This window comes from Citromicrobium bathyomarinum (genome assembly GCF_038594605.1).
Lineage (GTDB): Bacteria > Pseudomonadota > Alphaproteobacteria > Sphingomonadales > Sphingomonadaceae > Alteriqipengyuania > Alteriqipengyuania bathyomarina_B.
The window spans coordinates 1,222,347-1,243,999 of record NZ_JBCFZM010000001.1; the positions used below are offsets into that span (position 1 = coordinate 1,222,347).

Below are 21,653 nucleotides of genomic sequence, written 5' to 3' on the forward strand. Positions count from 1 at the left end.
TGGTCAGGGGCGACAGGAAAAGCGGCTAAGCGATGGGCCACGGACATTCTCACGATCACTCGCATGGCCATAGCCACGGGCATGGGCACGGACACAGCCACGCCCCGGCCGATTTCGGACGCGCCTTCGCCATCGGCATCGCACTCAACACTGCATTCGTGGTGGTCGAGGCGACATTCGGCTATATCTCCGGCTCGATGGCGCTGGTCGCCGATGCGGGGCACAATCTTTCCGATGTGCTGGGCCTGCTGATCGCGTGGGGCGCGGCCGCCGCGGCTAAGCGCCCGCCCTCCCCGCGCTTCACCTATGGCCTCAAAAGCTCCACCATCCTCGCCGCGCTCGCCAATGCGGCGCTGCTGATGATCGCGATCGGCGCGATTTTGTTCGAAACGATCGACCGGCTGCTCGATCCCGTCGAGCCCGAGGGCTGGACGATGATCTGGGTCGCCGGGATCGGCATCGTCATCAACACCGCCACCGCGCTGATGTTCGTGCGCGGGCGCAAGGACGATCTCAATATTCGCGGCGCGTTCCTGCACATGGCGGCGGACGCGCTGGTCTCGGTCGGCGTGGTGGTCGCGGGCGCGGCGATCCTGCTGACCGGTGCGGTGTGGATCGACCCTGTCACCAGCCTCGTGATCCTCGCGGTGATCGGCTGGGGCACCTGGGGCCTCGCGCGCGACAGCCTGAAACTGGGTCTGCTCGGCGTGCCCGAAGGGGTCGACGAAGCCGCAGTGCGCGCCACGCTGGAAGGCGAGCCGGGCGTCACCGAGGTCCACGATCTCCACATCTGGCCGATGTCGACGACCGAGACCGCGCTGACCGCGCATCTGGTAATGCCGGATGGGCACCCGGGCGACGAATTCCTCGCGCGTATCGCGCACAAGCTCGAGCATGATCACGCAATCGGGCATACGACCGTGCAGGTGGAACGGACGCGCGATTGTAGCGGGGGGTGCTGATGGGCCGCAGATTCACGGGACGGCGTGTGCTTGGATGGGGCGCGCTGGCCATCCTGGGTATCGCGGCCCTCCTGTCCGGGCTCAACGCGTTTTCGAAGGCCCCATGCTTCCAGTTGCCCGGCGCGCTGACATGCCGGGTCGACACCGAAGACAAGATCGTCGCACTGACCTTCGACGATGGCCCCACTCCGCTTGGGGTTGCCGCCGTTCTCCCCATCCTCGGCCGATATGACGCGAAGGCGACCTTCTTCCCGATCGGAGAAAATCTGAAGCGTCATCCCGACGCGGCGCGAGAGATCCTTGCGGCAGGTCACGAGCTCGGCAACCACACCTATAGCCACCAACGCAACGTCGGGCACTCGCGCGCCTTCTATCGCGACGAGATCGGCCAGACCGCGCAGCTGTTGCGCACCGTCGGTTCGGACAGCGCATTTTTCCGCCCGCCCTATGGCCGCAAGCTGCTGGGCCTGCCGCTGGAGGTGGAGCGCGCAGGATTCAGGACGATCACGTGGGATGTCGAGGACCGCCCGGGCCGCTTCCCCGACCCGGCGGATTATGCGCGGGATATCGTCGAGAGAGTGCGCCCCGGCTCGATCATCCTGATCCATCCCATGTATCGCGCCAACTCGACCTCGCGCGAGGCGCTGCCCCAGATACTGGCGCAATTGCAAAGTCGCGGATATGACGTCGTCACCGTGAGCGAACTGCTGAACCACAAGCCCTCCGGGGCAACACCGGCGCGATGACCCCGGCCAGCCCCGAGGCCCGCGAGGCATTGCAGGCGGCGATGCTGCGCATGGCCAAGGGCGAGCGCGCGGCGCTCGATGAGGTGTATCGCCTCACCAATGTGAAGCTTTTCGGCATCTGCTTGCGTATCTTGGGGGACAGGAAAGAAGCCGAAGACGCCTTGCAGGACGTTTACATCACTCTCTGGCGCAACGCCGCCCGCTACGATGCCTCACGCGCGAGCCCGATCGCGTGGCTGTCCACATTCGCGCGCAACCGTGCGGTCGATCGCTTGCGCACGGGCAAGGTCCGGCGCGGTGCGGTGCCGGTGGACCAGGCCGCCGCGCTGCCCGATGGCGGACCGTCCGCCGACACGATGCTCATCGATGCGGAGCGTGACGCGCATGTCCACTCCTGCCTCGCAGCACTGGACGCCAAGCAGCGCGAACCGATCCGCGCGGCTTTCTTCGAAGGGCGCACCTATGCCGAACTGGCCGAGGCCGAAGGCGTGCCGCTGGGCACGATGAAGAGCTGGATCAGGCGCGGGCTCGCGAAGCTCAAGCAATGTATGGAGCGCGGGCAATGAGCGCGCAGGAACCCGAAACCGCCGAACTGACGGGCGACGAGCGGCTGGCCGCCGACTACGCGATGGGCCTGCTCGAAGGCGAGGAACTGCTCGCCGCGCGCGGGCGCATGGCGCGCGAGCCCGCGTTTGCCGGGCGCGTCGCATGGTGGGAACAGCAGCTGGCACCGATGCTCGACGATGTGGCGGGTGAAGCGCCCTCGGACGATCTGTGGGATCGGATCGCCGAAGAGATCGACGACGGAGAAGCGGGCGAAGTCGTGACGCTGCAGCGCCGCGTCGCCGTGTGGCAGAGGGTCGCCGCGGGTAGCGCGGTCGCCGCGCTGGCGGCGGTCGCGATGCTGTTCGTGCCCTCGATGCAGCCGCCCGGCCCTGCGCCGGCGCCCGCAACCGACGCGCCGCCACTGGTCGCCTCGATCCCGATCGCCGACACGCCGCTGCGCATCGGCCTGACCTACCTGCCCGATCGGGACGAGATGCTGGTCGCCGCCGATGGCCTGACCGCCGATGGAGTGCACGATCACGAATTGTGGCTCGTGCCACCGGGCGACGATCCGCAGGTCCGCTCGCTCGGCCTGATCGCTCCGGGCGAACAGCGGCGCGTGCCGCTCGATCCCGAGCTTGCGAATTCGATGCGCCAGGGCGCGCAGATCCTGCTCAGCCAGGAACCGCTCGGCGGCGCGCCCGATAAATCCGCCCCCGGCCCGGTGGTGGCCGAGGGCGTGCTCGTCAAAACCTGACGCAAAGAAACTTCGCCTATCGTGCATCCGCTTGGATGCGGGCTGCGTAACTCCTCTCCGACGGGACGAAGAAACCCGTTCGAGAGAGGAGATCGACAATGTTCGCCAAGAAAACTCACACGGCCCTGATGCTTGCTGCCAGTGCCGCCCTGCTGGGCGGCTGCGCCACCTACGGCATGGACGATGACGCGATGGACAGCGCCAGCACGCAGGAGACCGTGATGGTCGGCGGTGCGGCGATGTACCCCACCCGCAATATCGTCGAGAATGCGGTCAACTCGAAGGATCACACCACGCTGGTCGCCGCCGTGAAGGCCGCCGGGCTGGTCGATACGCTGTCGGGCTCCGGCCCCTTCACCGTCTTCGCGCCGACCAATGCGGCTTTTGCCAAACTGCCTGCGGGCACCGTCGACACGCTGCTGAAGCCTGAAAACAAGCCGATGCTGACCAAGGTGCTGACCTATCACGTGGTGCCCGGCCGGGTTTCTGCGAGCGAGTTGATGAGCATGATCCGCGACGGCGGCGGCATGGCCCGGCTGACCACCGTCGAAGGCGGCACGTTGACCGCGAAGATGATGGGCGGCAATGTCGTGCTGGTCGATGAGAAGGGCGGCATTGCCACCGTGACGCAGGCCGACGTCTTCCAGTCCAACGGCGTAATCCATGTAACCGACACGGTCTCGATGCCGAACTGATCCGGTTTCCTTCGCGGCACCGGGCGCCTCCCCCGTAATCCAGTTCCGGTGTCGCATCACGGCCCCGCTCGGCGAGTCCCTGTTGCCGGGCGGGGTTTTTCTTGCGCGATCGCCGCCTGCGTTCAGCAGCGAACGTAAAAATTGTGCGGCGGGTGCATCCACCCCGGCGGGGGCTTCGTAACTCCCGGTGCAAGCGAGGGAGGGGCTTGTGCAACCAAGGAGATACGAAGCCATGCGTAAGACCAGCAAGATCACGACCGCCGTATTCGCCGCAATTGCCGTTACCACCGGCCTGGGCCTCGCAGGCGCGACCCCCGCGCTCGCCGATCATCATAAAGAAACGAGCCAGCCGAACATCGTGCAGGCGGCCATGGGAACCGGAGTACACAACACTCTGGTCACTGCGGTGAAGGCTGCGGACCTCGTAGACACCCTGTCCGGCCCCGGCCCCTTCACCGTCTTCGCGCCAACCGATGATGCCTTTGGCAAGCTGCCTGCGGGCACGGTGCAAACGCTCATCGAACCCGAGAACAAGGAAACGCTGACCACGATCCTGACTTATCATGTGGTCGCGGGCGAAGTGGATGCGTCCGCGCTGACCCACGCGATCCGCGATGCGGGCGGTGCCTACGAATTCGAGACTGTCGCGGGCCTCACGCTGACCGCGCGGCAGGACGGTCACGGCACGATCACCATCACCGACAATGCCAACCGCACCGTCAAGGTGACGCAAGCCGATGTCGATGTCTCGAACGGAGTGATCCACGTGACAGATGGCGTATTCCTGCCGGGCTAAGCCACTCTTACCCCTAGCGGCGCCGGCAGCTCCACCCCGCCAACCCAACCGGTGTCGCACCAGGGCCCCGCTCGGTGACATCCCTCGCCGGGCGGGGTTTTCATGTCGCTAGTGCGTCGGCAGCCACTTCCACATGCGCGCCTTGAGCAGGCGGACCAGTGCATCATCCATGAATTCGAACTCGTCGGGGATGTTCAGCACGATCACGCGCGTGTCTTTCAGTGCGGCCTTGTGCTTCTTGCGCAGCTTGTTGCGATGGGTGTTCTCCATCGCGACGATCACGTCCGCCCAATCGACGAGCTCGTCCGAGAGAGGGTTCTCGGCATCATTATTGGTACCCGCAGACATTGTGCTGATGCCGAGATGATCGGCGAAGATGTGCTCTGCCGTCGGGCTGCGCAGCTTGTTCTGGCTGCACACGAACAGGTAGTTGCGCCCGCTCACCCTTGCCCGCGCGCCCAGCGTTCGATCATCCACAAGTGGAGCGCCATCGAGCAGACGAAAGCGAGCCCGAGGCCGACAAAAACCCCGACCAGATTGCCGTGCGTCGGCAAGCCGAAAGCGACAGGGAGTACCAGCGCCAGCGCGAGGATTCCCCCTGCCAGCACGGGGTAGAGGTAAAGAGTGAAACGTCGCGGATCGAGCCGCAACACCTCTCCGGTGATCCCGAACAGGCCAGGCAGTTTGTCGAACCGCACGTACCGTCGGTCTGCCAAAATGGCTGCAGCGAAGCAGAGGACAACACAGGCGACGCAGATCAGCGCCGCCGCGATTTCCCCGACCGTCATATCAGCCAATGCGCATCAGGCTGCGGCGTCGCCTCCGGCACGCTTGCCGCCTTCGCCGTTGAACACGCGGACCGGATCCTTGCGACCTTCGACCACGTCCTTGTCGATCACGACTTCGGTGACGTCATCGAGATCGGGCAGGTCATACATCGTGTCGAGCAGCAGGCCCTCCACGATCGACCGCAAGCCACGTGCCCCGGTCTTGCGCTTGATCGCACGTTCGGCGATCGCGCGCAGCGCGTCGTCGGTGAAGGTCAGTTCCACGCCTTCCAGCTCGAACAGCTTGGCGTACTGCTTGACGATGGCGTTCTTGGGTTCCTGAAGGATCGTCACCAGCGCATCGACGTCAAGATCGTGCAGCGAAGCGATGACCGGCAGGCGACCGACGAACTCGGGGATCAGGCCGAACTTGAGCAGATCTTCCGGCTCGCTCTTTTCGAGCAGCTCGCCGGTGCGGCGCTTGTCCGGATCGGCGACATGCGCGCCGAAGCCGATGCTGCGCTTCTGCAAGCGGTCGCCGATGATCTTGTCGAGGCCCGCGAACGCGCCGCCGCAGATGAACAGGATATTGGTCGTGTCCACCTGCAGGAATTCCTGCTGAGGATGCTTGCGCCCGCCCTGCGGCGGGACGGAGGCCGTGGTGCCTTCCATCAGCTTGAGCAGGGCCTGCTGCACGCCTTCGCCCGACACGTCGCGGGTGATGGAGGGGTTTTCCGCCTTGCGGGTAATCTTGTCGATCTCGTCGATATAGACGATCCCGTGCTGCGCCTTCTCGACATTGTAGTCGGACGACTGGAGTAGCTTGAGGATGATGTTCTCCACATCCTCGCCCACGTAGCCCGCTTCGGTCAGCGTGGTCGCATCGGCCATGGTGAACGGCACGTCGAACGTGCGCGCCAGCGTCTGCGCGAGCAGCGTCTTGCCCGAGCCGGTCGGCCCGACGAGCAGGATGTTGGACTTCGCCAGTTCGACGTCGCCCTGCTTGCCCGCATGCTTCAGCCGCTTGTAGTGGTTGTGCACCGCGACCGAGAGCACGCGCTTCGCACGGTCCTGGCCGATCACGTAATCGTTGAGCGTGGCGCAGATTTCCGACGGCGAAGGCACTTCGCCTTCCTTGCGCCCGGTCAGACCTGCCTTGGTTTCCTCGCGGATGATGTCGTTGCACAGCTCGACGCACTCATCGCAGATGAAAACGGTCGGCCCGGCGATCAGCTTGCGCACCTCGTGCTGGGATTTGCCGCAGAAGCTGCAATACAGCGTGCTCTTGCTATCCGTTCCGCTCAATTTGCTCATATCCTGTAGTCCTCGAATCCCTGCGCAGACAGGGATTCATCGAATGTAACTTTCGCAGTCGCCAATGCAACCGATGGCGATCATGCACGAAGACCCTTGCGAAGGCCTGAAAATCGCGCGCGGAGTGATGATCGGGCAGATTTTCGCCCTCATTTTCAATCACGTGTGACCCTAAGGTCACGCATGAGCGATGCTCGACCCTGCGGCGAGCCGCACCGCAGATCAGTCAGGCGCGCCGCCCGAACCGGAGCTCTGGCCGCTCTCGTCATCGGACGAATCGCCTTGCGGGCGGGTTTCGAACACCTTGTCCACGATGCCGAACTTCATCGCTTCCTGCGCGTCGAGGAAGGTATCGCGATCCATCGCCTCCTCGATATCGGCGAGGTTCTTGCCAGTATACTTGGCGTAGAGATCGTTCATGTTCTTGCGAATGCGCAGGATCTCGCGCGCCTGGATTTCGATGTCGGAGGCCATGCCCTGCGCCCCGCCCGAAGGCTGGTGGACCATGATCCGCGCATTGGGCAGCGCGATCCGCATGCCCGGCTCGCCCGCGGCCAGCAGGAAACTGCCCATCGACGCAGCCTGGCCAACGCAAACCGTGGAAATGCGCGGTTGGATGTACTGCATCGTATCGTGGATCGCCATGCCGGCCGTCACCACCCCGCCGGGCGAGTTGATGTACATGCTGATGGGCTTGGAGGGGTTTTCGCTTTCGAGGAACAAGAGCTGCGCCACCGCCAGGCTCGCCATCCCGTCTTCCACCGGCCCGGTCAGAAACACGATGCGTTCGCGCAGTAGGCGGCTGAAAATATCGAAGCTGCGTTCACCGCGACTGGTCTGTTCGACCACCACGGGCACCAGGGCGCCGGTTGCGGGATCGCGGAAATAGCCGGATTCGTCGAATTGCATGAAAGGTCCTTATTTCTCGTCGACGCCTATATCTGGTCTCATCCTTTCATCATCAAGGCTTGAATGGAAAGCCCGCGCGCGCCAGTTGTGCCGCAACAACATGCGCGATGCCCAATTCGTGATGGCGATGCGCCGAAGGAGCCCGATTATGCCGATGCCCAGCAGCCCCCTTCCCTTCCGTGCCGACGACGAAGAGGAGAAGGACAAGGACATCTCCAACGCCGGCGCGGCGATGATGAACAAGTTCCTCGACGCGCGCACCGTGCTGATCTTCGGCGGCGTCGACCAGAAGATGGCGGAGCGCATTTCGATGCAGCTCCTCTATCTCGACCATGTCAGCAACGAACCGATCCGCGTGATCGTCAATTCGCCCGGCGGCCACGTCGAATCGGGTGACACGATTCACGATCTGATCAGCTTCATCGCCTCACCCGTCGCCATGATCGGCACCGGCTGGGTCGCCAGCATCGCGACGCATATCTTCCTGAGCGTTCCGGCAGAGCGCCGTTTCTGCCTGCCCAACACGCGCTTCCTGATCCACCAGCCTTCGGGCGGTGCGCGCGGCCCGGCGAGCGACATTGCGATCCAGGCGCAGGAAATCGTCAAGATGCGCGAACGCATCGCGCAGAAGATCGCCGATGCGACCGGCCAGCCGCACGAAAAGGTCCTGAAGGACATTGACCGCGATTTCTGGATGAACACCGAAGAAGCAAAGGAATACGGCATCCTCGGCACGGTGATCGACAGCGCCAAGGACGTGACCTTCGGATAGGGTCGGGATCGGGGCGGGATTGTGTCTCGCCCCGGCCGATCAGTACAGCGCGACTCGCCAGATTTCCTAAGGTTGCGCGGCGAATCCGACATGGTTACCATGCGGTTGCCGAAGGGGTAGCGATGGGGCCGCCTGCGATCCGCGCGGGCACGGTCGCTCCCCGGACGGGGACGCAAGCATGACGCAAGCCGCTGCCATCTACGGTTCGACGGGTTCGCGCCTGTCGACCATTCCCTTCTCCCATCCCGATCGCGTGCCCGCACAGCGCAATATTCGCCGCGCCTGGCACCACTTCTGGGAATTCAAGAAGGACAAGGAGAAGACCAGCGAGGTCTTCCGCTTCTTCGAACATCTCCCCTGGCTCGACATGCCCGAGCGGGTGCGAAATTTCCTGAGCACCGACCACGGGAAATACGTGTTCGAAACCGAGCCATTTCTGCCCGACATCCTCGACGATCACGAGATGTTGCGGCGCGAATATCCCGCCGGATCGCTCGCCCACGAGTATTGCGACTACATGGAGCGCGAAGGGTTAAGCGCCGCCGGGCTTGTGGCGGAATACGACGATTTTCGCGGCGAGCGCCCGCGTCTGGACGACCAGATCGAATGGTATGCGGATCGCCTGCGCGACACGCATGACCTACTCCACCTGCTGACGACCATCGGGCGCGACACGCTGGGCGAGCAGGCACTGGGCGCCTTCGTCTTCAAGCAGCGCCCCAGCCACGGCCACCTGATCCTGGGCTATGCGGGCGCGGCGGTCATCAAGGCGAACGTGAAGACCAAGGCGCCCGTGATGCGCGCGATTCACGACTGCAAGCAGGCGGGCAAAGCTTGCGAGCCGATTGCCGAACAGTCGATCCGCGAACTGCTCGCCATGACGATCGACGAGGCGCGCGCGTTCCTCAATATCCAGCCTGTCGCCTGGTATCAGAAATGCCAGTCGATCTGGGCCGAGGAAGGGATCGACCCGCTCAAGATCCTGGCCAACGATGCCAAGGCGTCGATCTATCGAAAGGATACCGTGCCTTCGCCGGACGAGCTTTCGAGGGGACCGTCGGTCTTTGCGATGGACGACAAGTCTGCCAGCGAGAATGCGCCGGGCGAGGACGCGGAAACCCCGCGCGAGCGCGCATAGAACGCCTCTGGCGGTGTAACGCTTCGATTGATGAATTGACCGGATAGCGAGGCTGGCGCAGGCTCGGGCTTATGAAAATCCAAGCCTGCCGCGCCGCCATGGCGCTCGCCCTCGCCGCAGCCCCCGCCAGCGTCCTTGCCCAGGAAGATTCGAAGACTCTCGTCACGCTGGTGCATCCCCGGCCCGTGGTCGATGCCGTCAACGCGCAGATCGATCGGATCGAGCGGCTGGACGATACCGGCCCGCGCCTCAACGCGGTCATCGCGATCAATCCGAACGCGCAGGTCGAAGCGGCGGCGGCGGCCGATCTGCCGCTGGCCGGGCGCACGGTGCTGGTGAAGGACAATATCGAGACGCGCGAACTGCCGACCACCGCCGGATCGCTGGCACTCTCGGGCAACAGCACGGGGCGGGATGCGCCGATGATCGCCAATTTGCGCGCTGCTGGTGGCGTGGTGCTGGGCAAGACCAATCTTTCCGAATGGGCCAATATCCGCGATTTCAACTCGACCAGCGGATGGAGCGCGGTGGGCGGCCTCACCCGCAATCCGCACGCGATTGACCGCAACACCTGCGGCTCTTCATCCGGCAGCGCGGCGGCGGTCGCGGCGCAGTTCGCGTGGGCGGCGATCGGCACGGAGACCAACGGATCGATCACCTGCCCCGCCAGTATCAACGGCGTGGTCGGCTTCAAGCCTACCGTGGGCATGGTCAGCCGCACGCACGTCGTGCCGATCTCCAGCACGCAGGACACCGCCGGGCCGATGGCGGGCAGCGTGGCGGATGCCGCGATGCTGCTGAGCGCGATTGCAGGCAGCGATCCGGCTGACCCAGCGACCGCCGAGGCAGACACATACAAGCCGACGCCGGGTCAGGCGCTGGTGCCCGCCGACCTTACCGGAGTGCGGATCGGGGTTATGCGCAACCAGGTGGGCGACCGCGCCGATCTGCGCGCCGTGTTCGACACGGCACTGGCGGATCTGAAGCGTGCGGGCGCGGTGCTGGTCGATATTGAGTTCGAGCCCAACGACGAGATGTCGCGCGACAGCTTCCAGGTGCTGCTGTTCGAGCTGCGTGACGAGATGGGCAAATACCTGCGCTCGATCCCGCCCATCGAGGGTGGCGATACGCCGCGCAGCCTCGCGGACCTGATCGCGTTCAACAAGGCCCATCCGGCGGTCGAGATGCGCTGGTTCGGCCAGGGCATTTTCGAACTGGCCGAAACCACCACCGATCGCGCCGCCTATGAAGCCGCGCGCGAAAATGCCGTCCGCCTTGCTGGCGAGCGAGGGATCGACATGCTGTTGGCCGAGAACGACGTGCAATTCCTCGTCGCCCCGACACGCGGGCCCGCGTGGACCACCGACCTCGTCAATGGCGACAATTTCAACGGCAGCATCGGATTCGGCAGCCCGGCCGCGATCGCAGGCTACCCGCACCTGACCGTGCCGATGGGCGGGGTCGAGGACCTGCCGGTCGGCCTTTCGATCATCGGCGGCAAATGGCAGGACTGGGCGGTGCTGGAAGCGGGCGCCGCTTACGAGCGCGCACGCTCCGCGACCGTCCCCACCCCCGATTTCGGGCACTGGCAGCCTGCTGCGGGCGCCCCCGTGCAATAGCCGAACGAAAAAGGGGCGGCCGACATATGCCGACCGCCCCGCTCTATCCTTGCCAACGCCGCTTCCGGCGTGAGGATCAATCCTTCTTGGCAGCAGGCTTCTTGGCCGGTGCCTTCTTCGCCGCGGGCTTCTTTGCAGCAGCCTTCTTGGCAGGTGCCTTCTTTTCCGCAGGCTCCTTGTCGGCGGCCTTCTTGGCAGGCGCTTTCTTCGCCGGAGCCTTCTTCGCGGCAGGCTTCGCCTCGTCCTTGGCGTCGTCTGCCTTGGCTTCCGACTTTTTGGCCGCGGGCTTCTTCGCAGCAGCCTTCTTCGCCGGAGCCTTCTTCGCGGCAGGCTTCTTCGCCTTGGCCGCTTCGGCGTCGGTGCTTTCTTCCGCCTCGATCGCGGCTTCCAGCTCCTCGCGGGTCACTTCACGCTCGGTCACTTCGGCCTTGTCGAACAGGAAATCGACGACCTTGTCCTCATAGAGCGGCGCGCGCAGCTGGGCGGCGGCCATCGGATCGTTCTGGATGAACTCCATGAACCGCTGACGGTCTTCCTGGCGGTATTGCTGGGCCGCCTGCTGGACCAGCATCGACATTTCCTGATTGCTGATCTGGACGTTGTTCGCCTGCCCGATTTCGGACAGCAGCAGGCCCAGACGCACGCGGCGTTCCGCGATGCGGCGGTAATCGTCGCGTTCGGATTCGATTTCCTTGAGCGCGGCTTCGGGGTCTTCCTCGCGGGACGCTTCCTGCGTCAGCTGCTGCCAGATCTGTTCGAACTCGGCATCCACCATGCCATCGGGCACGGGGAAGTCGTGGCCAGCGGCCAGCGTGTCGAGCAGCTGGCGCTTCATCTGGGTGCGGGTCAGCCCGGCGGTTTCCTGCTCCAACTGGGCCTTGACCAGCTCGCGCAGCTTGTCGGCGCTGTCGAGGCCGAGCGACTTGGCGAACTCATCGTCGATCTTGGTGTCTTCGGGCGTCTTGACCGCCTTCACCGTGACCGCGAACTCGGCATCCTTGCCAGCGAGATGTTCGGCCTGATATTCTTCGGGGAACGTCACCTTGACGGTTTTTTCGTCGCCCGTCTTCACGCCCTTGAGCTGGTCTTCGAAGCCCGGAATGAAAGTGCCCGAGCCGATCACCAGCGGTGCGTCTTCGGCCTTGCCGCCTTCGAATTCGGTGCCGTCGATCGAGCCGACGAAATCGATGATGACCTGATCGCCATCGGCCGCCTTCTTGGTCTTGGCGGCATCCTTGAACGTCTTGTTCTGATCGGCAATCCGCTCAAGCGTTTCCTCGATCGCCTTCTCGTCGACCGGAACGACCATCTTCTCGAGCTCGATTCCGTCGGTGCTCGGCGCGTCGATCTCGGGCAGCAGCTCGAGCGTCACGTCGATTTCGGCATCCTTGCCTTCTTCGTAATCGTCACCCAGCGAGATGGCCGGCTGCATCGCCGGACGCAGCGCCTTGTCCTTGATCAGTTCATCGACCGACGACTGGATCGTGTCGTTCACGACCTGCGCATGCATCTGTTCGCCGTGCATCTTGCGCACGAGGTTGGCGGGCACCTTGCCCGGACGGAAGCCAGGCATGCGCACTTGCGGTGCGACGCGCTTTACCTCGGCCTTGATCTTGTCATCGATCTCGCTGGCGGGGATCGTGATACGATAGGCGCGCTTGAGGCCCTCATTGGTGGTCTCGGTGATCTGCATGGGTGGTCTACGTGCTTTCCACTGGTTTGCTGACTGCGTTTTGTGGCGGGAGCTTGGTGCGGGCGAAGGGACTCGAACCCCCACATCTTGCGATACTTGGACCTAAACCAAGCGCGTCTACCAATTCCGCCACGCCCGCAATCCGAACGAGGTCGCGCGAACGGCGGGTGCCATCCACGACAGACCGGCGCGTCTAGAGCGTCTGGCGCGAAAGGGCAAGCGCCCCGCCCGCCCCCTTTGCACCGCAATCGCAGCTTGATTGTGACGTTTTGATTACGTTAAGACGAATACGTGTAACAAAAATGTCAAATACAAACGGGGTCGACCATGAAGACGCGAACGGACATATTCGGAAAACTGAGGATTCCCCTGGTGCATCCGGCCAACGGGCGATTATCGTCCAAGGAATTGGAGAAAGACGGCCCCGGCGGTAATCCCCTGCTGGAACGCAGTTCGTGGACGAGCGAGATCGATCGCGAACGCCGCGATGCGGGCGTGCCGGTTTCCAGAAGCCGCCAATTTTCGCTGTATGGCACCAACCTGGCGCCCGATTGAACGAGTCGGAGCGGCGGGTCAGGCCGCTCATCCCTATAGGCTGCGTATTGTCAGGCCGCGCAGGGCTGTCTATCGGCCTGCGGCATGAGCGACGAAACCCCCGAGAACACGCCCCCCGAAAACCCGGCTGGCACCCCTTCCGAAGCGACGCCCAAAGGCGCGGACGTTCCGCCGATGGAATTGTCGGTCAATCCACGCAGCCCGCACTTCGACCAGGCCGCGCTGCAGCGCGGTGTCGGCATCCGCTTCAAGGGCCGTCAGCGCACCGATATCGAGGAATACTCGATCCCCGAAGGCTGGGTCCGCGTGCAGGCAGGCCGGACGATGGACCGCAAGGGCCAGCCACTGACGCTCAAGCTCAACGGGCCGGTGGAAGCCTGGTTCGAAGATCTGGGCGACGACGCTCCGGTGGCAAAACACGACGGCTGAATTGAGCCGGTGTACCGCGCCGATCTCAGCAGCCCCAGCATCGCAACCTAGTCGTAGAGCGCCACCGCGCGCTCGACCACGTCTCCACCGCGCCTGTCCGCATGGCCACGGGTCGTCTGTCGCTGCGGGGCAAGCGGCGTTGCATCGGCATAGGCGATGCGCGGCTGCGAGCGGGCGACCGCCTGGCGCGGTGCCTGCGCGACCGGGCCGCTCGAAAAGGCAGCAAGGAACGTCTTCGACGGCTCTTCGCGGGTCGGCTGAGGGGGTGCTGCCTGGGCGAAGCGCTGGCGCGGCTGCGCGCGCGGCTTCCCGTCGGGATAGATGAAGCCCTGCACCGGCCACGGCGTCACGCCAAGCCCCTGCAGCGGATCGTACCAGACGCGCACTTCGCTCCAGTCGTTATTGGGGGACACGTCGATTGCCTTGACGTTGCGCTCGATCTGCCCGCGCCGCCCATCGACGGGCGACCAGTTCGCGTGGTCGAGCAGGATGGTGCGCGAATCGATCACCCGGGAAACGGCCGCGACATGACCGAGCCGCATCTTGCGGTGGGGCATGAAGGCCATTACCGCACCGACACGCGGCGTGCTGCCGCGGGCGAAACGACCGTCGGCCTGCTCCCACCAGGTATACGCATCGCCGTAGATGTCGATGCCCGTCACCTCGCGGGCGTAGGGCACGCATTGCAGGTATGGCGGCAATTCGGTGCCGCCAACCGCAGCATTGACGAGCGGGAATATCGGCGCGTTGGCATGGGAAACCGCTGGAAATCCCAGAGTTAATGCCACTGCAGCGATGGGGGCGAGCAGTGTTGGAGGGGTGGGGGTCATGCGGCAAATATTTGCCGGTTCGTCTTTCGATGACCCTTGCAACTGTAGTAAACGGGCCGTTAACCTTTCTGTGCCGGTTCTGAGGGAAGGCGCTGGAAAGCTTGCCAAGCGGGGGCCGAAGCGCCACTTGCGCACCAATCATGCTTCCTCGCGTCATCATCATCGGTCGTCCCAATGTGGGCAAATCCACGCTGTTCAACCGGCTGGTCGGCAAGAAACTGGCACTGGTCGACGACCAGCCAGGCGTCACGCGCGACCGCCGATTCGGCGATGTGGAGCTGGCGGGCATGAAATTCACGATCGTCGATACTGCTGGCTGGGAAGACGAGGACCCGAGCACCCTGCCCGGCCGCATGCGCGCACAGACCGAAGTGAGCATCGCCGATGCGGACGCGGTGCTGTTCGTGATCGATGCCCGCGCCGGGCTGACCCCGCTCGACAGCGAGATCGGTAACTGGCTGCGCACGGCGGACGTCCCGGTCATCGTGGTCGCCAACAAGGCCGAGGGGCGCAGCGGCGACGGCGGCATCTTCGATGCCTATTCGCTGGGCCTTGGCGAGCCTCTCGGCATTTCCGCCGAACATGGCGAAGGCACCGCCGACCTGTTCGAAGCCCTCTGGCCGATCATCGGCGAGAAATCCGAAGCGGGCGATGCGCGGATTGCAATGGACGAGGTGGAAGAGGATGAGGACGGCGTGCCGACCGGCCCGCTGAAGCTTGCCATCGTCGGACGGCCCAATGCGGGCAAATCCACGCTCATCAACCGGATGCTGGGCGAAGATCGCCTGCTGACCGGCCCCGAGGCAGGGATTACCCGCGATTCCATCGCCATCGACTGGGAATGGACCGATCCGGAGAGCGGCGACACACGCGAAATCCGCCTGATCGACACCGCCGGCATGCGCAAGAAGCGCAACGTGGTCGAGAAGCTGGAAAAGCTCTCGGTCGCCGATGCGCGCCGCGCAGTCGATTTCGCCGAAGTGGTCGTACTGATGCTCGATGCGACCAAGGGGCTCGAGCACCAGGATCTCAAGATCGCCAGTCTCGCATTGGAAGAAGGCCGCGCGCTGATGATCGCGATCAACAAGTGGGACGTCGCGGCCGAACCCAGCAAGCTTTACAACGGCATCCGCTTCGCGCTCGACGAAGGGCTGGCGCAGGTGCGCGGCCTGCCGGTGATCGCGGTGAGCGCCAAGACCGGCAAGGGCATCGACGCGCTGCTGACCGCTGCGTTCGAGCTGCGCGAGGCGTGGAGCCGCCGCGTTTCGACTTCCGCGCTCAACCGCTGGTTCGACGATGCGCTGGAAGCGAACCCACCCCCTGCCCCGGGCGGCAAGCGGATCAAGCTGCGCTACATCACTCAGGCCAGCACCCGCCCGCCGCGCTTCGTGGTGTTCGGCACGCGGCTCGACATGCTGCCCACCTCCTACGAGCGCTACCTCGTCAACGGCATCCGGCGCGAGCTTGGCTTCGGCGCTGTGCCGGTGCGCGTGGTGCTGAAAACCTCGAAGAACCCCTACGCGAGCGAACAGTGATGGATTATTTGCTCGTCCACGCCCCGCAAGCCGCGCTCGATCTGCTCGAACAGACCGCGAGCACGCCGCGTGTCTTGCAAATGCTCCAGTTCAGCCTTGCCCCTGCTTTTTTGCTGGTGGGCATCGGATCGATCATGAACGTCATGATGGCGCGGCTGACCTGGGTCGCCAACCGGATCGAGCGGCTGGAGGCCCGATACGAGGACAAGCCCGAAGAGCCGTGCAGCGACGAGCTGTCCTGGCTTGAGCGGCGACGCGGCATCTCGCAGCGCGCGATGATGTTCTCCACGGCGGCCGCAGGTCTGATCAGCGTGCTGATCGCCGCGCTGTTCGTTTCCGCTTCGATCACTTTCCAGATCGGCACGCTCATCGCCATCCTGTGGGTGGCGACGATGGCGCTGCTGATCACCGGACTGTCGTTCTTCTTTCGCGAAACGTGGATCGCGGCGAGAGGCCCTGCCAGCAGAGCCTCCCCCCACCACCGCAAGAGCTAGATCGCGTCAGGCGGATCGTCTCAGGGCGCGCCCGCGCCCGTCTCGCCCTCACCCGCCGGGTGGCTTTGCAGCTGGACGTAGTTGTGCAGGCCCATCCGCTCGATCATGTCGAACTGGGTTTCGAGGAAATCGACATGATCTTCCTCGCTGGCGAGGATGTTCTCAAACAGCTGGCCGGAGGTATAGTCCTTCACCTCCTGACAGTATTCGGCCGCATCCTTGAGCAGCGGGATCGCTTCCATCTCGATCGCGAGATCGGCCTTGAGGATTTCCTCGACCGTTTCGCCGACCTTCAGCTTGTGGATCGCCTGGAAGTTGGGCAGCCCGCCGAGAAACAGGATGCGCTCCGCCAGCCAGTCGGCGTGCTTCATCTCGTCGATCGACTCGTGCCGCTCGTACTCGGCGAGCTTGGTCACACCCCAGTCGGCGAGCACGCGGTAGTGCAGCCAGTACTGGTTGATCGCGGTCAGCTCGTTGGTGAGCGCCTGGTTGAGATAGTCGATGACCTTGGGGTCGCCCTTCATGGCGCGGTGCTCCTGATAAGTGCCTGATTGGCCAACCTCATGACCGCAGGCGGGCCGGACCGCAAGGGCCGGACATGAAAAAAGCCCGGAAATCCGGGCTTTTGCGAGCGCGTCTCAATCACGGGCGGCAGATGCGAATGCGTTTAGGCAGCAGCGGAAGTGCAACCCATCTCGCGCTCCTCGAAAACCACGCAGTCGGCGTCGCACAGGCACGATCCGCATTGCGGGCGCTTGCCGAGCATCGCGTAGCAGGCTTCCGCATCGCCCGCGCAATGGCGCGCAGCGCGCCGCAGCTCGGTTTCGCGGATAGCATTGCAGATGCAGACATACATTGTGGGTGGAGACCTCCTGAGAACGACTCGCAAGGCCATTGTTAATGCGACTTGTTCTCACAAACAAGAGCAAAGTGATTCTTGTCCGATCCGGCGCGATCTAACGCTGCTTTTCGAACACCCGGGTCGCGCCGGTGTCATCCACGAAGGCGATCTCGACCGACCCGGGGCGGCGCAGCTTCGCGCTCGCTTCGTAGTTTCTGCAATCGCCCTCGAAGGTGATGCACAGAAGGCTGAACCGGACGAACGAGGTCGAGCCCAATCGCACGACGTGATAGCGCCCGCGATCCTCGGGCGGGGAGCATTGCGGCTCGTCCGCGCGGCAGAAGCGATAGAGCATGTCCTCGCCCATCTCGAGCCGATAGGCGTCGCCCTCGCCCAGCGTGCCCATGTAGACACCCGCAATATCGCGCGGCGCGATTGGCTCCGAACATGCGACCACCAGTGCCGCGAGGCCGATCGCGAGCGCCGCTTTGGTCACTATGCCTCGGGCTGACGGCGGATCGGGAACAGCTTGCCGTAAGTCAGGCAGCGCCACAGCCATTCGAGCGGTCCGAAGCGGAAGACAGAGAGCCACGCCTTCGACCATGCCAGCATGATGATCCATGCCACCACCATAACGATATAGAGCTGCGGACGGGTCAGTTCGCCATAGAGGCCGAGCGCGAAGCCATGGAACACGAACAGCATCAGGATCGAAGTCCCGAGATAGTTCGAGAACGCCATGCGTCCCGCGGCGCTCACCCGCGATCCCAGCCAGCCGGTCGCCCGCGGGCCGATCAGCGCCAGCAGCGCGGCGAGGCCGATCACGAAGGGCAAACGGACGAAGGTGCTCGTGCCGACGAAGCTGAGGAACGTCGCGTAGAAGCTGAGGTCCTGCTCGAGCGTCCACAAGCCGATCGCGAGCGATCCGGCCACGCCGACCGCTACGCCGATGGCACCCCAGATCGCCTGTTTCTTCGCGCTGATCCGGCCATCGAACAAGCCGAAGCGGTAGAGCGCCATGCCGATCAGGATCAACGGGATCGTCTCGAACCCGAAGATCATGATGTTGGTAAACGGCTCCGACCAATGTTCCGACAGATTATACTGCACCCAGCCGAGGTAGTCGCCCGACTGGATCAGCGGGGTCTCGACCTGCGCCATATCGAGGCCTTGCGTTTTCATCACCTCGAATTGCGCGCGCACCTGCTCGGGGTCCGAGGGGCCGCCGCTTTGCGCGCCCGAAGCCGCCATCGCCTTCGCCCCGCCGGCTTCCATCACCCAGTAGAAGAAAGTGGACATCGCGGTCATAATCGCCGCACCGACAACGTAGAATGTGATGCCCACTCCGAGCTGCGTCCTCGGCCGCCACTTTACGAACAGCAGCGAAACCATGCCGCACATCGCGTAAAGCATCAGGATGTCACCGCGCCAGATGAAGAAGAAGTGGATCGCGCCGAACGCCAGCAGCCATAGCAGCCGCCGGAACTGGAGGCCACGGCCCTGCCCGCGCTCCCAAGCCTTGTCGAGGAACAGGATCATCCCCGCACCGAACAGCAGCGTGAACAGACCGCGCATCTTGCCGTCGACGAGTACGAATTGCGCGACCCACATCCAGTTGGACGTCTCGCCATGCGGGGTCATGAAGCCCTCGGGCCACATATAGGCGATCATCGGCTGCCCGAAGGCGACGATATTGGCCGCGAGGATCCCCATCACCGCGATACCGCGCGTGAAATCGAGGCTCAGCAGGCGATTGCCGCCGCTCGCCGAGATCGGCGCGGCCTTCGCGGCGGCTTTCTGCGCTACACCCTGGTCAGGCGTGGCCGCCATCGTCGCATCGGTCATGTCGGTTGTCCCCCTTGAAAGGCGGACATATCATCGGCCCTTGCGCAGGGAAACAGCGTTCGACGGGCGACCTGCGCTAGCCGACGAATTTCGGCTGTGCGTGGGTCCTAGCGGGTGACGAGACAGTCCTGCCCGCTGCGCTTCAGCGAGGCGCAGGCATCCTGCGCGGCTGCGCGGCTCGCATAGCCACCTGCGAGCAGCTTGGTCACCCGACCTGCGGGTTCGAGCACGCGGGTCGCGCCCGCCAGCTCGGATCGCCCGGAAAGACGCGCCCACAACCGTTCGGCATTGCCGTCGACCGCGAATGCGCCGAGCTGAACCTTCCACGGGCCGCCCATGGCACGGACTTGCGTGCCCGCGCTGGCGCTTGGCTCCGTACGGGCAACTGCGCGCGGTGCGGGTTGCGGCTGCGGTGCCGGAGTCCTGCGGACGACCTGCGGCGTGGTCGGCTGCGCCTCCACACGATTGCCGGCATTGCGGGCAGGATCGGGCAGCGAGGTTGAGCGGCTGGCAAAGGTCGCACCCGCATCGGCTGGGCTTTCGGTGCCCGTCACGCGGCTCGCCTCGGCAATCGCGGATTGCGCGGCGGTAACCGAGGGCGCGACGCGCGTTTCGCGTACCGGCTGCGGCACACGCGCAGCGCGGGTCGAAGCCAATGCTCCCGCCGCCGTGGACGCCTGTCCGGCATCGTTCGTCGGTCGGGCGGGAGCGGCAGGGCGCGCGCCAAGATCGGCGGCGGCGAGACGGCTGGACCGGCGCGCATCGGCTTCGCGCTTCAACTGCGGCACGAGGGCCTGTGCCTGCTGGCGCTGCTCGAGCGGGATATGCGTATCCATCTGCGCCACCGCGCCCGCCGCCTGCGGCAGCCCGGCAGAATTGGCGAGCGTCAGAAGGGCGTAAGCGCGAACCCAGTCGCGCTGCACCATGTCACCGTTGAAATGAGCAATGCCCAGCAGATATTGCGCGCGCGGATCGCCCCTGTCGGCGGCATCGCGGACATAGGGCATGGCCTCTTCGCGCCGCCCGTTCTGGAACAGGAGCAGGCCAAGGTTGTCGGCTGCCTTTACATGGCCCTGCGCGGCGGCTTTCGCGTAATAGATCTCGGCCTGGCGGGTGTTCTGCTCGACCCCGCGCCCGAGACGATAGGCTTGGCCCAGATTGAACTGCGCATCGGCATCGCCCGCGCCCGCAGGCCCGCGCCATTCGGCCACAGCGGTGGCATAGTCGCCCTGTTCCCACGCGGCCACACCGGCATTGACGTCGGCAAGCGCAACTCCCGGGATCGCGACAAAAGCGCCGGCGAGGGCAAGTTTCAGGGCCAGATTGCGGCTCTTGTGCGTGGTCTGTCGCATGGTCATGGTAATCCCCGTCATAAGCCAGCGCATTGATTCACGATGAGCGCTAGCGTGCGTTGGTTAACGCCCGATTACCACTAGGGTGCCCACAGCGTCACGATCGGCGCCCGATCCACTGCGCTATCATGGGCCGCATTCGAAGTCCGCCCCCCGACCCCAAACCGGGCGAGCCGTCGCCCCCTCGCCATGCAGCCATGCAATACCGCCGCAAAGCACGATACCGGCCGCCCGTGTTTAACCCAAAATAAAGGGTATCCTGCGAAGTCTCGCCACGCATCGGGCCGTTTTCGGTCGCGATACGGGACACTAAGGCTTTACGGGGGGAACCACCCAGTGCGAGTTCTGGCATTGGCATCGCAGAAAGGCGGGTCGGGCAAGACGACGCTATCCGGCCACCTGTCGGTGCAGGCGCAACGCGCGGGCGCAGGCCCCGTCGTGCTCATCGACATCGACCCGCAAGGTTCGCTCGCCGACTGGTGGAACGAGCGCGAGGCAGACTATCCCGCCTTCGCGCAGACTACCGTTGCGCGCCTTGCCCACGATCTCAATACGCTGCGCGATCAGGGCTTCAAGCTCGCCGTGATCGATACGCCGCCCGCCATTACGATGGCCATCCAATCCGTCATTTCGGTTGCCGAGCTGATCGTGGTGCCCACCCGTCCCAGCCCGCACGACCTGCGCGCAGTGGGCGCCACGGTCGACCTGTGCGAGCGTGCCGGCAAGCCGCTGGTCTTCGTGGTCAACGGCGCAACGCCCAAGGCGCGGATCACCTCCGAAGCTGCCGTTGCGCTCAGCCAGCACGGAACGGTTGCGCCGGTCACGCTGCATCACCGCACCGATTTCGCCGCGTCGATGATCGACGGGCGCACGGTGATGGAGATCGACCAGGATTGCCGATCCTCGGCGGAAGTCACGGCCTTGTGGAATTACATCGCAGACCGGCTGGAAAAGAATTTCCGCCGGACCGTGTTTTCCGCACCGGGTTCGACAGTCCACATGCCGCATGCCCCGCGACAGGGCGGTTTCGGCCGCCGGATCGCGCAGTAAGGAGGCAC

The 21,653-nt window shown here is 64.5% G+C and carries 25 protein-coding genes and 1 tRNA gene; 14 read left to right on the forward strand and 12 right to left on the reverse strand.

Annotation, left to right across the window (positions count from 1 at the left end; translation table 11 throughout):
* Positions 1 to 32: 32 nt before the first annotated feature.
* From AAG612_RS05955 to AAG612_RS05980, 6 genes are all read left to right on the forward strand, one after another.
* Positions 33 to 962, forward strand: coding sequence for a cation diffusion facilitator family transporter (locus AAG612_RS05955; RefSeq protein WP_342508199.1), 930 nt, complete (start codon positions 33 to 35; stop codon positions 960 to 962).
* Positions 962 to 1,708: a polysaccharide deacetylase family protein gene (locus AAG612_RS05960; RefSeq protein ID WP_342508201.1), complete on the forward strand. Its 747-nt coding sequence runs from the start codon at positions 962 to 964 to the stop codon at positions 1,706 to 1,708. Before AAG612_RS05955 ends, AAG612_RS05960 begins: the two co-directional genes overlap by 1 nt.
* Positions 1,705 to 2,274, forward strand: a complete 570-nt coding sequence (locus AAG612_RS05965) for a sigma-70 family RNA polymerase sigma factor (RefSeq protein WP_342508203.1) — start codon at positions 1,705 to 1,707, stop codon at positions 2,272 to 2,274. The genes AAG612_RS05960 and AAG612_RS05965 overlap by 4 nt, the downstream gene beginning before the upstream one ends.
* Positions 2,271 to 3,011: an anti-sigma factor gene (locus AAG612_RS05970; protein ID WP_342508205.1), complete on the forward strand. Its 741-nt coding sequence runs from the start codon at positions 2,271 to 2,273 to the stop codon at positions 3,009 to 3,011. The genes AAG612_RS05965 and AAG612_RS05970 overlap by 4 nt, the downstream gene beginning before the upstream one ends.
* Before the next feature lie 98 nt (positions 3,012 to 3,109).
* Positions 3,110 to 3,706, forward strand: a complete 597-nt coding sequence (locus tag AAG612_RS05975; protein WP_425341832.1) for a fasciclin domain-containing protein — start codon at positions 3,110 to 3,112, stop codon at positions 3,704 to 3,706.
* Between the two features lie 232 nt (positions 3,707 to 3,938).
* Positions 3,939 to 4,502, forward strand: coding sequence for a fasciclin domain-containing protein (locus tag AAG612_RS05980; protein ID WP_342508207.1), 564 nt, complete (start codon positions 3,939 to 3,941; stop codon positions 4,500 to 4,502).
* Positions 4,503 to 4,610: 108 nt separating this feature from the next.
* Here AAG612_RS05980 and AAG612_RS05985 read toward each other — a convergent pair whose 3' ends face one another.
* The 4 genes from AAG612_RS05985 to AAG612_RS06000 form a co-directional block, all read right to left on the reverse strand.
* Positions 4,611 to 4,946 (reverse strand): low molecular weight protein tyrosine phosphatase family protein, encoded by a 336-nt coding sequence (locus AAG612_RS05985; RefSeq protein WP_342508209.1) that lies wholly within the window; start codon positions 4,944 to 4,946, stop codon positions 4,611 to 4,613.
* The gene (locus AAG612_RS05990) at positions 4,943 to 5,290 is read right to left on the reverse strand and encodes a hypothetical protein (RefSeq protein ID WP_342508211.1); all 348 of its coding nucleotides are present in this window, start codon (positions 5,288 to 5,290) and stop codon (positions 4,943 to 4,945) included. Before AAG612_RS05990 ends, AAG612_RS05985 begins: the two co-directional genes overlap by 4 nt.
* A 15-nt stretch (positions 5,291 to 5,305) precedes the next feature.
* Positions 5,306 to 6,583 (reverse strand): ATP-dependent Clp protease ATP-binding subunit ClpX, encoded by a 1,278-nt coding sequence (gene clpX, locus AAG612_RS05995; protein ID WP_342508213.1) that lies wholly within the window; start codon positions 6,581 to 6,583, stop codon positions 5,306 to 5,308.
* Positions 6,584 to 6,805: 222 nt separating this feature from the next.
* Positions 6,806 to 7,492, reverse strand: coding sequence for an ATP-dependent Clp protease proteolytic subunit (locus tag AAG612_RS06000; protein ID WP_342508215.1), 687 nt, complete (start codon positions 7,490 to 7,492; stop codon positions 6,806 to 6,808).
* A gap of 148 nt (positions 7,493 to 7,640) precedes the next feature.
* On the opposite strand from AAG612_RS06000, the gene AAG612_RS06005 reads away from it, so the two are divergent.
* The 3 genes from AAG612_RS06005 to AAG612_RS06015 all read left to right on the forward strand — a co-directional run bounded on the left by AAG612_RS06005 (position 7,641) and on the right by AAG612_RS06015 (position 11,021).
* The gene (locus AAG612_RS06005) at positions 7,641 to 8,264 is read left to right on the forward strand and encodes an ATP-dependent Clp protease proteolytic subunit (RefSeq protein WP_342508218.1); all 624 of its coding nucleotides are present in this window, start codon (positions 7,641 to 7,643) and stop codon (positions 8,262 to 8,264) included.
* 178 nt (positions 8,265 to 8,442) lie between these two features.
* Entirely contained in the window at positions 8,443 to 9,402 is a 960-nt protein-coding gene (locus tag AAG612_RS06010) for a Coq4 family protein (RefSeq protein ID WP_342508220.1), read from the forward strand.
* Between the two features lie 71 nt (positions 9,403 to 9,473).
* Complete coding sequence (locus tag AAG612_RS06015) at positions 9,474 to 11,021, forward strand: amidase (protein WP_342508222.1); 1,548 nt, start codon at positions 9,474 to 9,476, stop codon at positions 11,019 to 11,021.
* A gap of 76 nt (positions 11,022 to 11,097) precedes the next feature.
* Here the strand turns inward: AAG612_RS06015 and tig are convergent, their stop codons facing one another.
* Entirely contained in the window at positions 11,098 to 12,714 is a 1,617-nt protein-coding gene (gene tig, locus AAG612_RS06020; protein WP_342508224.1) for a trigger factor, read from the reverse strand.
* 54 nt (positions 12,715 to 12,768) lie between these two features.
* Positions 12,769 to 12,853, reverse strand: a tRNA-Leu gene (locus tag AAG612_RS06025).
* 188 nt (positions 12,854 to 13,041) lie between these two features.
* Between AAG612_RS06025 and AAG612_RS06030 the strand changes: the two genes are divergently transcribed.
* Both AAG612_RS06030 and AAG612_RS06035 read left to right on the forward strand, forming a co-directional pair.
* Entirely contained in the window at positions 13,042 to 13,269 is a 228-nt protein-coding gene (locus AAG612_RS06030; RefSeq protein WP_342508226.1) for a hypothetical protein, read from the forward strand.
* A gap of 84 nt (positions 13,270 to 13,353) precedes the next feature.
* Positions 13,354 to 13,698: a DUF3297 family protein gene (locus AAG612_RS06035; RefSeq protein WP_342508228.1), complete on the forward strand. Its 345-nt coding sequence runs from the start codon at positions 13,354 to 13,356 to the stop codon at positions 13,696 to 13,698.
* A gap of 47 nt (positions 13,699 to 13,745) precedes the next feature.
* Here AAG612_RS06035 and AAG612_RS06040 read toward each other — a convergent pair whose 3' ends face one another.
* Positions 13,746 to 14,486, reverse strand: coding sequence for a CHAP domain-containing protein (locus AAG612_RS06040; RefSeq protein WP_425341833.1), 741 nt, complete (start codon positions 14,484 to 14,486; stop codon positions 13,746 to 13,748).
* 182 nt (positions 14,487 to 14,668) lie between these two features.
* Here AAG612_RS06040 and der point away from each other — a divergent pair, with 182 nt between their 5' ends.
* Both der and AAG612_RS06050 read left to right on the forward strand, forming a co-directional pair.
* Positions 14,669 to 16,063, forward strand: coding sequence for a ribosome biogenesis GTPase Der (der, locus tag AAG612_RS06045; protein ID WP_342508230.1), 1,395 nt, complete (start codon positions 14,669 to 14,671; stop codon positions 16,061 to 16,063).
* The gene (locus tag AAG612_RS06050) at positions 16,063 to 16,557 is read left to right on the forward strand and encodes a DUF2721 domain-containing protein (protein ID WP_342508232.1); all 495 of its coding nucleotides are present in this window, start codon (positions 16,063 to 16,065) and stop codon (positions 16,555 to 16,557) included. Before der ends, AAG612_RS06050 begins: the two co-directional genes overlap by 1 nt.
* Positions 16,558 to 16,577: 20 nt before the next feature.
* On the opposite strand, the gene bfr is transcribed toward AAG612_RS06050, so the two are convergent.
* From bfr to AAG612_RS06075, 5 genes are all read right to left on the reverse strand, one after another.
* Complete coding sequence (gene bfr, locus AAG612_RS06055; protein WP_342508235.1) at positions 16,578 to 17,081, reverse strand: bacterioferritin; 504 nt, start codon at positions 17,079 to 17,081, stop codon at positions 16,578 to 16,580.
* 143 nt (positions 17,082 to 17,224) lie between these two features.
* On the reverse strand, positions 17,225 to 17,413 hold the full coding sequence (locus tag AAG612_RS06060; protein WP_342508238.1) for a (2Fe-2S)-binding protein: 189 nt from the start codon (positions 17,411 to 17,413) through the stop codon (positions 17,225 to 17,227).
* Positions 17,414 to 17,513: 100 nt separating this feature from the next.
* A complete protein-coding gene (locus tag AAG612_RS06065; protein ID WP_342508240.1) occupies positions 17,514 to 17,894 on the reverse strand; it encodes a hypothetical protein in 381 nt (126 codons plus the stop codon).
* Positions 17,894 to 19,243, reverse strand: coding sequence for a DUF418 domain-containing protein (locus AAG612_RS06070; protein ID WP_342508242.1), 1,350 nt, complete (start codon positions 19,241 to 19,243; stop codon positions 17,894 to 17,896). The genes AAG612_RS06065 and AAG612_RS06070 overlap by 1 nt, the downstream gene beginning before the upstream one ends.
* 107 nt (positions 19,244 to 19,350) lie before the next feature.
* Positions 19,351 to 20,601, reverse strand: a complete 1,251-nt coding sequence (locus AAG612_RS06075; protein ID WP_342508244.1) for an SPOR domain-containing protein — start codon at positions 20,599 to 20,601, stop codon at positions 19,351 to 19,353.
* Positions 20,602 to 20,931: 330 nt separating this feature from the next.
* On the opposite strand from AAG612_RS06075, the gene AAG612_RS06080 reads away from it, so the two are divergent.
* Positions 20,932 to 21,645 (forward strand): AAA family ATPase, encoded by a 714-nt coding sequence (locus AAG612_RS06080; RefSeq protein WP_342508246.1) that lies wholly within the window; start codon positions 20,932 to 20,934, stop codon positions 21,643 to 21,645.
* Positions 21,646 to 21,653: the final 8 nt, after the last annotated feature.